This is a genomic window from Anaerococcoides asporogena (genome assembly GCF_029590275.1).
Taxonomy (GTDB): domain Bacteria; phylum Bacillota; class Clostridia; order Clostridiales; family Clostridiaceae; genus JG1575.
On the sequence record NZ_CP120965.1, the window covers coordinates 782,554 to 796,321 of the forward strand.

Genomic DNA, 13,768 nt, shown 5'->3' on the forward strand with positions numbered 1-13,768 from the left:
GAAGATATTGAATTTCTTTTGGTCGCATGGAAAGCGACAATCAGCAAGGCTCGCCGAAGACATCACAGTCAACATCAATGACCTCATCTATCGGGATCTGCTTTCCGTCACCCATGATGATCATGCGCTCATACTCGTCAACTTTTTTCACTGTACCGGCTGCAAGAACATACTTGCCGCCGGTTTTCTTTGTATCAGGAAGGAAGTAGGTTATCTTTATTTCAGCATCAGGCTGTCCGGTCACGAGCCTCAACTTTTCGCCGATCTCTTCCTTCTGGCTGTCGTCAAGCTCTATTCTGGCGTCGGTCAGACGCGCGCTCTCTTTGATCGAGGCATCGTATCCGGTCAGCGCAGCGAATGGAGAAAACTGAGCCGCCCTGTCAATGCCAGACATGCGCGGTCTGGTCGATGAAATATGATGAGGCAAATGGATGATGTCATCGTATTGATCCGTCATGCCTTGTGTCCTCCGATCTGGCTGTTCCGGTCTTTTGCAGTTGCGCCTTCCTCAAAGTTCATCCCCTTGAGGATCGCGTTTTTGCCGTACCGCTTTTTGATGGTCAGCATGGCGAGCTGCATGGTTCTCTCGCGCTCAAGCTCGGTTTTCTCCGCTTTGCGCCTTGCTTCTTCCTCCGCGTAATCGGAGAAAAGGTCAAGTTGCTCCGCTTCCGGCTCCTTAGGCATGGCAGCTTCTTCTATGACATGGTTTGCGGTCACGTTGATGCGCCGGATCAGCAGATTCTTATCTACAATACTGTCAAACAGCGCCGATGCAGCTTCCATGATTCGCTTAGTAGAGGATGTGTGTCTTCCGAGATTTCCTGTTCCGTGAGCGTGCTTCGGAACTTCACGTCCGTAATGGTCTGTCGTGACCGCCCCGTGATACTGCCCTCTGATAGACGGATCTCTCAGGTTCTCAATGTCAAAGCCAATGGTCAAAACAATTTGATCTGTCACCAGCCCTTTATCCACCAGATCAAGCGCAAGCATGTCCGCCATCTCTCGCGTGATCAGCTTTGCCTTTTCAAATGAATAAGGGCAGTGAAGCACCTGCCCGGAGCTAATACTGTTTGTGCTCGGCTTGTACGCCTTTATCTCCGCGATCGTGCAGGGCTCCCAGCCCCACGCATGGTCGATCAGCAGCTCGGCATTGATGCCGAAAAGCTTATACAGCGGCCCTTCATCGGTCACAGAACGCCGCGCGACATCGCCCATCGTAAACATCCCATTGGCCTCAAGCTTTTTTGCGTAGCCGCTGCCGACCCGCCAAAAATCGGTCAAAGGACGATGCGCCCAAAGAGACCTCCGGTAGCTCATTTCATCAAGCTCGGCGATCCTGACGCCGTTTTTGTCGGCTTGAAGATGCTTCGCTTCAATATCCATTGCGATCTTACAGAGGTATAAATTCGTGCCGATCCCGGCCGTCGCCGTAATGCCGGTTCGGTTCAGCACATCCATGATCATCTTCATCGCAAACTCACGGGCAGTCAGGCGGTATGTCCTGAGATAGCTCGTCGCATCAATAAAGACCTCATCAATGGAGTAGACGTGGATGTCTTCCGGGGCAACATAGTTGAGATAGACCTGATAAATCTTTGTGCTGCATTCCATGTAATGCGCCATCTGCGGTGGCGCGATCACATAATCAAGAGAAAGCTCAGGCGACTCTTTCAACTCAGCGGCGTAGTAAGAGGAACCTGTAAACTTATGACCGGGCGCTTTTCTTAAACGCTCCGCATTGACTTCCTTTACCCTCTGCACGACCTCGAACAGTCTTGCGCGTCCTGAGATTCCGTGCGCCTTGAGCGAAGGAGAAACAGCAAGGCAGATCGTCTTCTCTGTCCTGCTTGCGTCCGCCACGACAAGATTAGCGCCGAGAGGGTCAAGACCGCGCTCAATGCACTCGACCGAAGCATAGAAGCTTTTAAGGTCAATGGCGATGTATGTACGGTTTTCCATGCTCCGATCATCTCCTTTGGCTTTACCAAATTATCATCAGGTGGAATTTAATTTATGATTCATTCTCCGGATCTTTCCCGGATATAGAAATGAAGTCCTCTTTCCCACTTCCTAAATATGAGTTTCCCACTAATATTGAAACCGACTTTCTTACAATAAATATCGATGAAATCTCTTCATTTGTACTTTTTGATTGTGCTACTCCTTCATATATTTTGTACCCCAACAGTTGCAGCATAGGATTCATGTATGTCATATGATTGGAAATATAAATATACCCCACAATAATCATTAAAAAGAGTAACACGAAAACATCCACAATACTATTTAAGGTTAGCCCCAAGCAAGATAACAAATAGATAGAAATATAGTTAAAATAAACATTTCCAGTCTGGTCTTCGACACTAATAATCGTGTAGTGATGTATACCTCCAACTTTTTTAGTTATAGCTTTCAAATACACAAATGAAACGATGCATAAGATAAGCAAACCGAGAATTGCAAAGTCATTTACCTCGTCAAAAAAATGGGCAGATTTCAATTGCGCTATGGAGAAAAAGAATCTACCACCTTCAGTACACCGCTCAAGAATGTTTTTAATTATCAATAATACGTAGAGGGGAATATAGGAAGAAACAAATAGAATTATTCTTCTCAATTTTATAATCCTCCTTTTGCACCTGCCTGATATTCTTGAATTGCCGCTGCAATCATTTTATTGCTGGTCAACGCATCAATAACATAGTGTCGTAAAAGCAGGTTTAGCAACTCAGGAATATCCTCTTTTCCCCGATAAACAATTTCTCCGTCAGCCGAAGTTCTTAATGATAAGTTGAATTCTCGGATTACACTCGGCACTTCGCCCCTCTTTTTTGCCACTTCATCAAAGCCTTTTGCCAAAATAACCTTTGTCAATCTTGTGAGGTATCTGCCATCTGATTCACAATCTGAAACGAATTCATCCGAGCCAGACAAGAGGCCACAATCACGAATCATATCCTTATTGTCAGACAGTATTTTAGCAAACACATCCTTGTATGAAAGCATCGAATTAAAGGCATTCCGATTAAAAACATAATAATAATTGTCAAAAAGAAATGCGTCTACAAAAGAATTTATGGTAATAACCTCATCTGTAAATGGCCGTAAAACACCTCCTGAAAAAATGTACTTTTGGCTTGTCTTATAGGCGGCTGAGGGCTGAATATATTTTTTCAAAATAAATATAGATTTGTCTTGCGCATAAATTTGAAAAACCATGAATTTGATTTTTGATAGGTCAGTATTTTCAGAAACAACATTGTCATCGGTATATTGTACTGCTATCTGACTTAATATTTCGTCACCATGAATTACATCTTCTTTTTTTACCATTTGAGTCGAATCATCTACTGATATTTCCAAATCATAAATGTCCAAACTTCGTTTATCTAACTCCTCGGATATGTATGAAAACGAATCAATAAGAACTTCCTTGATGTCGTCCAATTGTGTTTTTAACATCAACCCACGATATCGTTGCTTGCGTTGATTGTTTTGATCTACCAGCATAATGTTGATTTCAGCAGTGTTATTCTCTATGGCCTCCCTAAACGAATTCAGTTTTGATTTAATGTCATCTTTGTTCATTAGAATCCCCTCCTGATTTTTAATTTTATGTTATAGTTTGTACCTAAGGCGAGGGCATGCAAGTTGCGCTGAATTTCTAAACTTAGGAAATAATATATCCGATTGTTCCACTCTTACGCTCCCAGCAAGCTCTGGTCAAAAGCAAACAGCGCCTCGTTGATCTCAAAGACGTTGTAGTTTCCGCTTTGAATAAAAAACTCAATGATAATGTCGAACTTGTTGCTGTGAGAGAGGGCATATCCGGCTTTCATCAGCATGTCCTTCGTTTCATCCAGCGGCAGCTCAAGCGCGATGGCGAAGGCAAGCGCCGTCGCCTTGCTGGGCTTGTAGTGAACATCGCTTCTGATCTTCGAGAAAAGCTTCCGGTCAATGTTGGCTTTTTTATAGCATTCGGCGTCTGTCAGTTTTTCTTCGTCGATCTTCCGAAGAAGCATCTGAGAAAAGCTTTCGTCGATCTGCTTCATGGCGTCATCCAGACTCAAGCCCAGCGCGGAGGCTTTTGATGCCATCATCGGCATCACTTCGAGCCGGTTTTCAACATTGAGAGCAGCGTCCTCTTCGCTGAGATTCAGCCTGCGCCGACGCTCTCTTATATTGTCGGTATGTTCCTCTGAGTAATTGTCATCTATGTATTCTTCAATATCGGAAAACAGCTTCTCGCCGATCTGATAGGCTTTCCGGTCAAAGATGACGATATAGACCGTCATGTCGTTTTCAAAGAGGAATTCGCTGATTGTATCAATGGCAACCTTCAACGCCTGATCCTTCGGGTATCCGTAAATGCCGGAAGAGATAAGGGGGAAGGCAACGGACTCACATCCGTTTTCCTTTGCCAAGTCAAGCGAAGTCTTGTAGCAGGAAGTCAGTTTATCTTTCTCGCCGTGTCCGCCGTCCTGCCAGCGCGGACCCACCGCATGGATCACATACTTGCAGGGCAGCTTATAGGCTTTCGTGATCTTCGCGCTTCCTGTTTCGCAGCCGCCCAGCGTCCGGCATTCCGCCAGCAGTTCAGGACCGGCGGCACGGTGAATGCAGCCGTCAACACCGCCTCCGCCGAGAAGTGATTTGTTGGCAGCGTTTACGATTGCGTCTACCTTCATTTTTGTGATGTCATTGCGGACTATCTCAAGCGGCATAACTCATCCTCCGTCAAGCTGCAATTCTGCGGAAATCTACGGTACGGTTTTTCATTGAGATGCCGTCCACCGAATATCCGTAGTTTGCAGCTTCTTTTTTGTATGTCAGGAAGGAATGGTCGATCTCAAAGCCGATCACTTCCTCAATGCGTTCAAATGACAGTTGCAGGAGCTCACTTCCGTCGCTCTGCAAGAACCTCCACAGCGGTTCATATTTTGACATGACTAAATCTTCCTCTCATAGATCAGGTATTCGTCTGCGCCAGCGCAGCCAATTTCCTTTGCCGTCTCCGGTCTGCTCTGTCTTCGCGCCTCAGCCGCTCCATCTCGGCAGCAGATTCTATTGCCTCTGCTTGCCGAAACATTTCAAAGTATTGCTCTAAGTCCGGATACTGCTCTGCGCTTGCATCTTTAACTCTGAATCCGAGCGTATCGAGTCTCCTGATGAATCGTTCAAATTTTCTCAGACTGTGCCGGGGAAGATTGAAATAATACCAGCCGTCCATCTCAAGAAGCTGCCCCACCGTGGAGAAGCCGAGACTGCGAAGATAGTTATAATCGTTCACACGAAGACCAAGGTCTTCAATGCCGCTCGTCTTGTCTATGTGGTCGCTGTCAAAATGAAACTCTTCATCAAAGGGAAAGCATAAAAACATAAGTAATCCTCCACCAATTATGCCGTGGCAAACCGGTAAATGGACAACGGAATATACCAAACAGCAACAGCCAGTCTCCAAATCAGAATCACGCCGCCGATCAGCCCGCCAAGAATGACGTTCAACGCTACGATCCCGACCGTTCCGGCAATGTCAAACCCTATCGGGATCAGTGTAAACATCTTTCCGATGCCAAACGGAACACCGCAAGCCAGCCAGATCAGGAAGTAGTCTCTTGCGCCGTTCTCAGTAAATATCCGGCTGAAAATGGAGAACAGCAGCAGCGCGATCACTATGGGAAGAACAGCTTTTTTCAAAAAGTCTGTCATTATCTCTCTTCTGCTCATCGGAACTCCTTTATTTCAGAAAATCACTGCGATGTTCAATCGGTCTGAGGTCGTATCCCATTTCTGCAAGGTGAGCGATTTTCAAAGCAACCAAGTTAATATCTGTGTGCATCTGTCTTGCTATCTCTTCGGCAGAGAAGTGGTAGGTGTATATGTAATCCAGCATCTCATCGTTATCCAAAAGGATCTCTGCCGCAACGATGTTTGCTTCGTACTCCGGCTTCGTCGTCATATCGTAGAGCATGAATTCACGGATCGCGCTGTCCTTTGCCAGATTGCGGTGCAGCTGGTCATGCCCAAGCTCATGAGCGCAGACAATTCGCATCATCCTGTCGCTTAGGTCCTTTTTCAGAAGTATAAAGCGATTTCGTTTGATAACACGGTACATGCCTTTCAAGCGCCCGAAGTCTTCGCAGAAGAGGACTTCAACGCCAAGCTCATCAGCAATCCGAAACGGATCTCGCGTCTCGGATCTCCTTACGAGAGAGCTGCCGATTTTTGATAAATAATCAGAACTCATCGCCCAACCTCCTTTCCCGCCTCATATATCAGTGTAGCAGATGGGGTGTCCTGAAAAACGGACTTATTATTTTTCGTCCTTTTCGTCCTCTCTGCGGTATTTCTTTGGTGTGTATTTCTTGTTCTTTTCTTTTGCGATCCAGTAAGCATCATTCAGAGCTTTCATAGCTCCGTCCAGTGACTCGTCATCAAGATGACCGCCGGCAAACATGCCGGTCACTTCACCAACAAGCTCGCCTATATCCTTTGCCGCTTTTGAGCCGCCCTTCTCCTGGGCATCAAGCACAAGCATCCCGGACTGACCAAGCAGATATTCCGCTGTTGTATTAAGCGCAGCGGCAAGCTGTTCGACAGTCGCATACTTTGTTGGCTTTCGAGTGCCAAGCTCATAATTCTGGATCGTCCTTGCTGTTACGGAGATTTTTTCAGCAAGTTGAACCTGAGTGAGATTTGCTTCCACTCTTTTTTCCTTTAGCTTCTCCTTGAATCCCATAAGACACCTCTCCTAATTTTTGTCCGATAACACAAACAGAAATTTCGTATTTCCCATTGACGCGAACATTGCGTTCGAGTATAATAAGCATCACACGAACATCTTGTTCGCGTTCATGTTACCACACGAACAGGCCGTGTGTCAATAGGGCACGAAAGAAATGTTCGCTTTTTAAGTGAGACTTTTTCGTGAACGGCCTGTGCAAATGATAGGAGGATAGCTATGCAGCCGCAGTGCAGGAAGGTTTATGTTTCCGTCAACATTGATGTGGACAAGGACGGAGGCATACGACCGCGCATGATCCGTTGGGAGGATGGTCATATCTATGAGATTGACCGGCTCAAATACAAATGCCAAGCCTCATCCCTCAAGGTTGGCGGTTATGGCATCCGCTATACCGTCTCAATCTGCGGAAAGGAAACTTTTCTGTACGATGAAGACGGCAAATGGTTTGTAGAAGCAAGGAGGTAATCCATGTATTTATCGCGTACCCAGATTGAAGAAATTGCAGTCGCCGTCATGAAGGACTTTAACGATTTCTTTTTCAACGAGAAAACCGGAAGAAAAAAGGAGGACCTTCAAGGCACGCCGATTGATCAGTTCGCAAAGGACTATCTCGGTCTGAGCGTTTCCTTTGCGCATCTGTCATCAGATGGGAATCTATGCGGTTTGACCGCATACGCAGATACCGAGTTTGTGCTTGAAGAAAACGGGCAGAGCAAAACAATTTTTCTCAAGCAGAATCAAGTGATTTTGGATATGAGCTTTATAACACCGGGACAAGTCCGAAATCTCTGCGGAAAGCGGAGATTCACACTTGCCCACGAATGCGCTCACCAAATTCTTTATCAGATGCAGTCTGAGGACGGAAAAACCTCATGCCGGAAAAAGTATGCCGCGCATACAGCATATTCCCTCCGTGACTTGAAGACAAAAGAGGATTGGAATGAGTGGCAGGCAAATGTATTAGGCGCAGCCATTCTCATGCCGCAGGAACAGATCGACCTGGCTATGTGGTATTTCGCCGCAAGCAATAAGCTCAAGAATTACGGAGGATATTTCAATTACAAGGATCATTCGGTCCTGAAGATGATTTGCCAAGCCTTTGGGGTATCAAAGAGTGCTGCCATCATCCGGCTCAAGGAGCTGGACTATATGGAGGAATATGCTTATTCGGATTTCCGCGATCCGTTGGAGGTGTGGAATGAAGAGTAAAGTAAGAGTATCTGAGCCATCCCCGGAAGTTCAGTTCAAAATCCGAAAGGCAAGAACAGCCATTGCCAGCCAGAAACGGCGAATGGTTGAATGCCCGTATTGCCATCACAATGCAATCGTCGTATTTGAGGACACGCGAGGTCATGTTCAGGCAAAGTGCAAAGCCTGTGGACGTGAGACTGTTTTTGATGTTTTCAGCATGAGGCGTCTGCTGCGCTTCCTTTGCAAGAGGTAGAGAAAATAACAATTTAATAATTCATAGCTGTGCTGTGGAGCCGCTGACTGGCGAGTCTTCCTAATGCCGCATGACAGAGTTTTCTTCAAGGATTCTCTGTTCTATCGGTATGGGAAGTTCAACTCACCGTCATGCGGCTCTATTTTTCTCGCCTTTCCACTGCTCTGGGTCAGCGGAAAGGATGAGAAATGTACCAATGGGAGCCGTATTCGGCTAAGTACCCGTAGTCTCCGATTTTTGATTTTCCCCAATTTCAAAAATCAAAAAGGAGACTGCAAAATGAAAACACCGAAAGAATTCGACTATGACCTTTGGATCGATAGAAATGACGGGCAGTGCTATGTCCGAGTGAAGAACACCGGTGAAGTGAGCGCCGTTAATGCCGACACCTTCCGCTTCCTTCGGCGGGAGGAAAAAAGGCTCCGTCGTGACATTACTCCCGATAAGCCGGGAGAAACACCTTCGGTGAGAAATGAAATACTGCATCCTCTTTCTCTGGACTATGCCATCGAAGGAGCGTATGGAGACATTGCCCCTGCGTGGGCGATGGACCGTGACAACAGCTCGGAGGACGCTCTGTTCAATCTGCTTGAAGAAGAGCTGATAAGATCACTCACCGCAAGGGAAGCGGATGTATACAAGCATTGCATTGTAGACGGAATGAAATATCTGACTTATGCGAAGGAAACCGGAATTGATGTTGCAAACGTCACCCGGACCATAGGACGCATCAGAAAGCGAGCAAAAAAACTTTTCTGATTTTTTGCAGAGCATGTCAAAAAAACGCCTTGAGATGTCCGTAGTAAGGTGAGAGGACAGTAATCCTTCTCATGTTCCTTGAAAACTGAATAGTCAGTGCTGCGGATCTTTCCGCTTCTGCGTAGCAACACAGTTTCCGACGCCAAGACCTCCGTTTGGAGCGAGCGATCACCGGAGAGCTATAACAGTCATGTGGTGTGGCTGCTTGCGACGATGTAGAAGTTGGGTACAATGATACTTCCGTCTGTCCTTGAGACAGGCGGCTCGGAGCGTTCCTCGGAGGGGTGAGATTCCCATGATGCCGGTTGACCGTCGGCAGTCCGCAGCACTCCCTATTCAGCAGGGGACGAGATAAATATGCTGGAAAATTTATCAATGAAAACTATGCGCAGCAGTCCGACAAAGACTGCTGCGCATCCTTTTGCTGATAAGCAAAAAATTACGAAGGAGGTGAGACGGGTGAATACAACTACGATCACACAGAGGGACGCATACAAATTGATGCTCAAGGAATACCCGGGCGTCATGAACATTGAACAGATGTGTGAAATCCTCGGCATCAGCACAAAAACAGGTTATCGCATCCTCAGAGAAGGAAAAGTCTGCTGCCTCAAGGTCGGCAGAGCCTATCGTATTCCGAAGGCTCACCTTTTCACTTACCTGTCCATTGGATGTGCAGAGCTGCAAGAAGTGGCAAACGCATAAGTTTTGGACTCGGAAAGTTTACAAAAAAGAATTGCACAGAGGTCCTCCAATTCGAACCCGGTTCTGGTATAATAGGTTCCCAGTTGACGGTAGGTGTCTCTGCTGCGAAGAAGGAGGTATTTTTATGGTAGCAGGGCATCTTCGTGAGAAGAATGGCTATTTTTATGCTGTACTAAACTATAATGATTCTCTTGGGAATCGAAAGACCAAATGGATGTCAACCGGCTTAACTGTGAAGGGCAACAAGAAACGGGCTGAGGCAATTCTTGCTGAGAAACGCCGTACCTTTCAGCCGGATGAGCCGGTGACAAGCGAAATCCTTTTTGCAGACTTTATGGAGCAATGGCTTCGTGTCGTGAAAAGCTCCATTGCAGTTCCGACATACGCTTCTTATACCAACATGGTGAAGCGTGTCATCTCTCCTTATTTCCGCGAAAAGAAGACAACCCTTCAAGGTTTGACCGCGAAGGATATTCAGGACTTCTATCTGAAAGAGCTTGATCGAGTCAGTGCTTGTTCCGTCATCCACTACCACGCAAATATTCACAAGGCTTTGAAATATGCCGTGAAGATGGATTTGATCCCTGTCAATCCGGCAGACAAGGTGGAGAGACCTAAGAAAGAACACTTTGTCGGGAGCTTCTACGATGCAGATGAAATGAACGCTTTATTCGCTGCATCGAAAGGAACCAAGCTGGAAATCCCGATCTTGTTTGGGGCTTTTTACGGTCTTCGCAGAAGTGAGGCAATCGGATTGAAATGGGATGCCATTGACTTTGAGCATGACACACTGACCATCCGACATACCGTTACTTCGTGCGATATTGACGGAAAGCTTACGCTCGTTGCCTCCGACACAACGAAAACAAAATCCAGCAGGAGAACGCTGCCGCTTGTTCCGTTTGTGAAAACGCGGCTGCTGGCGCTCAAGGAAGAGCAGGCGGAGAACCGCAGACTTTGTGGCCGGTCCTACATCAAGGAATATCAGGAATATGTCTGTATCAACGAGATCGGCGATCTGATCAAGCCTCATTATGTTACAGAGAGCTTCCGCAAGCTGCTTCGGGCGAATGAGCTTCGAGAGATCAGGTTTCATGATTTGAGACATAGCTGTGCCTCGCTGATGCTTGCAAACGGCGTTCCCTTGAAGCAGATTCAGGACTGGCTCGGACACAGCGATTTTTCCACCACGGCAAACATCTATGCGCATCTCGATTACAACTCGAAGATTTCTTCGGCTGACGCAATGCTGAATGGCTTGGGGCTTGCAGTGCAGTAGCCGTTCTCCCCTGAAAAATGGAGAGAACAGCAAAAAAGTCCGCTCAGAACACCATTCCGGCATAAAGAAAAAGCCAGCAACCCCGCATGGTTACTGGCTTTTCGATGGCGGAGCGGGTGGGATTCGAACCCACGGAACCTTGCGGTTCAACTGATTTCGAGTCAGTCCCGTTATGACCACTTCGATACCGCTCCGTATATTTCTCACATCAGCTCACCTCAGAAATTGGGGAGAACGGATGGGGAGAACAAGGAAAATATGAAATTGTGAAACTCCGAAAAACCCAGTAATATCAAGGCTTTCCGAGAAGAAGCTTACGAAAAACGGTTTTGATTTCGAGTCAGTCCCGTTATGACCACTTCGATACGCTTCCGTATTAAGTTTTCATCTGCCTGGAAAGGGGAGATGAGATGGACGGGTGGATGATCTTGCACCAGCGTCAAGATTTATTATAATGGCAAAGTGGGTGGGGGGCAAATATTATTTCTGATTTTTCGCCAAATGGCGGGTTTTCCTGGTTTTTGGGATGGGTTTGAATGGATCTTCGAAGGTTGAAGTTCCTTCTTGGATATTTACAACGGTTTCAGTACAGGGTAGTATGGAATGGAAATCAACCGAAGGGGGGTCTGACATGAAAAAAATACTGGCTGCCGCATTGCTGAGTCTGCTATTGCCGTTTACGGCTCAGGCCTCCGTGCTGCCTCAGGACTATGGCCCGAATCAGGGCGGCATGGTTCAGTGGGAGAGTGATCTGTATTTCTTCCGGCTCGATCAGCCGGTCTGGGAGGATCTGCTGACCAAGAACCGTTCCTACTGGGAAACGAATGAACGGGACCTGGAGCAGGCAGTTCGTGACCTGGATCAATCCCTCGCGTCAGCCGCAGCCGAGGCGAAGGGTCAGCTGGAAGCTGAGAAGGCAGAGAAACAGTCAGAGCTCCGGCGTGCCCGTGAAGCCGTTCTGCTCTACCTGTCAGAAGAAGCCAAGACAAAAAATGATCTGGTGCTGCTGACGGAACGCCCGGATAAGAATTTTCTGGATCCCCTGATTTTTCCGGCCGGTGAATACCAGACCGAAGCTCAGAAGCTTCTGGAAGAAACCTACAGTCTGCCCTGTGCCGGGAAGGAAACCAGTCCCTTTGGCTGGCGCATCCATCCCGTAACCGGAATCCGAACCCTGCATGAAGGTATCGACCTGGCCAACGGGGAAGGAACTCCGATCCATGCGACCAAATCCGGCATCGTCACGTTTGCCGGCTTCAACGAAATTTCCGGCAACAACGTCCTGATCCGGCATTATGACGGTCAGCAGACTTCGTACTATCATATGTGGAAGCTCAAAGTGAAGCGCGGCCAATATGTCCACCAGGGCGATGTGATCGGCCTCATGGGCACCACCGGCCGATCCACCGGCAATCATCTCCACTTTGAGATCCGGATCAACGGCGCTAAAGTGGACCCCGCTCCCTATATCTATCAGGGCACCCGCTGGGAATGGCGCTGACGCGTTCCCTCTCTTGATTCGACGATCCATGAACCAGGCCGCAGAACCCGGAACCTCCGGGATCTGCGGCCTGTATTTGTGCTGAGTGCTTTGTATTCCTTTTTTTCTTTTTTCTTTGTCAGTCAAGCCTTTGCTCAACCTTCTGGCGTCAGGCCCAGAATCCGGCGGTAAAGCTCAATGCCGCGCAGAAGGACGGCCTCGTCAAAGTCAAACAGCGGGCTGTGCAATGGATGGGTGAAGCCTTTCTCGGGGGATCCCGTCCCAAGGAACAGGAAGACCCCGGGGAACTCCTGCTGATAAAGCGAAAAATCCTCCGCCAGCATCAACGGCTGGAGCATTTCATAATCCGGTGGGGACAGCAGACCAATCAGTTCATCCACCAGCGCCGCATCATTGCGCACCTCCGGGTAGAAATCCCGGATGGCCAGATCGGCTTTGACGCCGAAGCTTTGGGCGATGCCCAGGGTTTTGGCTTCCAGCTCCTGCTTGATCCGCTCATAGGTCAAGCGGTCAAAGGCTCGGATGGTTCCCGTCAGAGCGGCTTCCTTCGCCACCGCGTTTCTCACCTCGCCGGCCTGGAATGTCCCGATGTTGAGAACGGCCGGGGACAGGGGATCCAGCGATCGGGACGGAATGAGATGGATCTGGCTGACCAGGGCCGCCCCGGCCGCCAGGGCATCGATGCCCTGATGCGGTTGCCCGGCATGGGCACCCTGCCCCGTGAGCTGTATGTCGAACTCCCCGTTGCGGGCCATGAAGGGGCCGCGGGCCAGACCGAATTTCCCTTCCGCCAGACCCGGATAGAGATGGATGCCGTAGATTCGCCGGACCTGAAGTTCCTGCAGAATCCCTGATTCCACGATCAAACGGGCACCCCCCGGGCCTTCCTCCGCCGGCTGGAAAATCAGCACCACAGTCGAATCCGGCACAGGACCTTCCTTCAGCACCCGGGCAAAACCCAGAAGCAGAGCCATATGGCCGTCGTGACCGCAGGCATGCATCCGTCCCGGATGCAGCGACGGGAACCCCCGGTCCGTCCCCTCCGCCATCGCCAGAGCATCCATGTCTGCCCGGAATGCTACCGCTTGTGCCGACTTGCCAGGCAGTACCGCGATCCAGCCGGATCGGGCCGCCGGGATCGGCTCATAACCCAGTCGAATCAGTTCGTCATGAATCCAGCGGGAGGTCTTGGGCAGATCGAATCCCAGCTCAGGAATCCGATGCAGTGTCTGTCGGGTCTGCCGAACATATTCCAGTAACCCTTCCATGGCATCTCCTTTCAGCAGGGTTTCACCCGGCTGGCTGCTTTATTTCTTAGCTTCATTCTGATATCTT

18 protein-coding genes and 1 tRNA gene are annotated in these 13,768 nt (G+C 48.4%); 7 read left to right on the top strand and 12 right to left on the bottom strand.

The window, feature by feature from the left end:
- Positions 1-40 precede the first annotated feature (40 nt).
- From P6M73_RS03735 to P6M73_RS03780, 10 genes are all read right to left on the bottom strand, one after another.
- On the bottom strand, positions 41-457 hold the full coding sequence (locus P6M73_RS03735) for a YolD-like family protein (RefSeq protein WP_277854789.1): 417 nt from the start codon (positions 455-457) through the stop codon (positions 41-43).
- Positions 454-1,959, bottom strand: a complete 1,506-nt coding sequence (locus P6M73_RS03740; protein ID WP_277854790.1) for a Y-family DNA polymerase — start codon at positions 1,957-1,959, stop codon at positions 454-456. The genes P6M73_RS03735 and P6M73_RS03740 overlap by 4 nt, the downstream gene beginning before the upstream one ends.
- 52 nt (positions 1,960-2,011) lie before the next feature.
- Positions 2,012-2,617 (bottom strand): hypothetical protein, encoded by a 606-nt coding sequence (locus P6M73_RS03745; RefSeq protein WP_277854791.1) that lies wholly within the window; start codon positions 2,615-2,617, stop codon positions 2,012-2,014.
- Between the two features lie 2 nt (positions 2,618-2,619).
- Positions 2,620-3,588 carry a Kiwa anti-phage protein KwaB-like domain-containing protein gene (locus P6M73_RS03750; protein WP_277854792.1) on the bottom strand — a complete coding sequence of 323 codons (969 nt, stop codon included), beginning with the start codon at positions 3,586-3,588 and terminating at the stop codon, positions 2,620-2,622.
- 113 nt (positions 3,589-3,701) lie between these two features.
- Positions 3,702-4,724, bottom strand: coding sequence for an O-acetyl-ADP-ribose deacetylase (locus tag P6M73_RS03755; protein ID WP_277854793.1), 1,023 nt, complete (start codon positions 4,722-4,724; stop codon positions 3,702-3,704).
- A 13-nt stretch (positions 4,725-4,737) separates the two neighbouring features.
- Positions 4,738-4,947 (bottom strand): hypothetical protein, encoded by a 210-nt coding sequence (locus P6M73_RS03760; protein WP_277854794.1) that lies wholly within the window; start codon positions 4,945-4,947, stop codon positions 4,738-4,740.
- A gap of 22 nt (positions 4,948-4,969) precedes the next feature.
- Positions 4,970-5,380, bottom strand: coding sequence for a DNA-directed RNA polymerase subunit alpha C-terminal domain-containing protein (locus P6M73_RS03765; protein ID WP_277854795.1), 411 nt, complete (start codon positions 5,378-5,380; stop codon positions 4,970-4,972).
- Positions 5,381-5,397: 17 nt separating this feature from the next.
- On the bottom strand, positions 5,398-5,727 hold the full coding sequence (locus P6M73_RS03770) for a DUF6050 family protein (RefSeq protein ID WP_277854796.1): 330 nt from the start codon (positions 5,725-5,727) through the stop codon (positions 5,398-5,400).
- Between the two features lie 10 nt (positions 5,728-5,737).
- Positions 5,738-6,247: an ImmA/IrrE family metallo-endopeptidase gene (locus tag P6M73_RS03775; protein WP_277854797.1), complete on the bottom strand. Its 510-nt coding sequence runs from the start codon at positions 6,245-6,247 to the stop codon at positions 5,738-5,740.
- Positions 6,248-6,313: 66 nt separating this feature from the next.
- Complete coding sequence (locus P6M73_RS03780) at positions 6,314-6,739, bottom strand: helix-turn-helix domain-containing protein (RefSeq protein WP_277854798.1); 426 nt, start codon at positions 6,737-6,739, stop codon at positions 6,314-6,316.
- Between the two features lie 222 nt (positions 6,740-6,961).
- On the opposite strand from P6M73_RS03780, the gene P6M73_RS03785 reads away from it, so the two are divergent.
- The 6 genes from P6M73_RS03785 (at position 6,962) to P6M73_RS03810 (ending at position 10,932) form a co-directional block, all read left to right on the top strand.
- Positions 6,962-7,210: a hypothetical protein gene (locus P6M73_RS03785; protein ID WP_277854799.1), complete on the top strand. Its 249-nt coding sequence runs from the start codon at positions 6,962-6,964 to the stop codon at positions 7,208-7,210.
- A 3-nt stretch (positions 7,211-7,213) separates the two neighbouring features.
- Positions 7,214-7,954: an ImmA/IrrE family metallo-endopeptidase gene (locus P6M73_RS03790; RefSeq protein WP_277854800.1), complete on the top strand. Its 741-nt coding sequence runs from the start codon at positions 7,214-7,216 to the stop codon at positions 7,952-7,954.
- The gene (locus P6M73_RS03795) at positions 7,944-8,189 is read left to right on the top strand and encodes a hypothetical protein (RefSeq protein ID WP_277854801.1); all 246 of its coding nucleotides are present in this window, start codon (positions 7,944-7,946) and stop codon (positions 8,187-8,189) included. The genes P6M73_RS03790 and P6M73_RS03795 overlap by 11 nt, the downstream gene beginning before the upstream one ends.
- A gap of 279 nt (positions 8,190-8,468) precedes the next feature.
- Positions 8,469-8,948, top strand: a complete 480-nt coding sequence (locus tag P6M73_RS03800) for an RNA polymerase sigma factor sigma-70 region 4 domain-containing protein (RefSeq protein ID WP_277854802.1) — start codon at positions 8,469-8,471, stop codon at positions 8,946-8,948.
- 357 nt (positions 8,949-9,305) lie between these two features.
- Positions 9,306-9,653, top strand: coding sequence for a helix-turn-helix domain-containing protein (locus P6M73_RS16825; protein ID WP_347276314.1), 348 nt, complete (start codon positions 9,306-9,308; stop codon positions 9,651-9,653).
- Between the two features lie 124 nt (positions 9,654-9,777).
- Positions 9,778-10,932: a tyrosine-type recombinase/integrase gene (locus P6M73_RS03810; RefSeq protein ID WP_277854803.1), complete on the top strand. Its 1,155-nt coding sequence runs from the start codon at positions 9,778-9,780 to the stop codon at positions 10,930-10,932.
- A 105-nt stretch (positions 10,933-11,037) separates the two neighbouring features.
- On the opposite strand, the gene P6M73_RS03815 is transcribed toward P6M73_RS03810, so the two are convergent.
- Positions 11,038-11,126 (bottom strand) — tRNA-Ser (locus P6M73_RS03815).
- A gap of 437 nt (positions 11,127-11,563) precedes the next feature.
- On the opposite strand from P6M73_RS03815, the gene P6M73_RS03820 reads away from it, so the two are divergent.
- Positions 11,564-12,433, top strand: coding sequence for a M23 family metallopeptidase (locus tag P6M73_RS03820; RefSeq protein WP_277854804.1), 870 nt, complete (start codon positions 11,564-11,566; stop codon positions 12,431-12,433).
- Positions 12,434-12,567: 134 nt separating this feature from the next.
- Here P6M73_RS03820 and P6M73_RS03825 read toward each other — a convergent pair whose 3' ends face one another.
- Positions 12,568-13,701: a M20 metallopeptidase family protein gene (locus tag P6M73_RS03825; protein ID WP_277854805.1), complete on the bottom strand. Its 1,134-nt coding sequence runs from the start codon at positions 13,699-13,701 to the stop codon at positions 12,568-12,570.
- Positions 13,702-13,768: the final 67 nt, after the last annotated feature.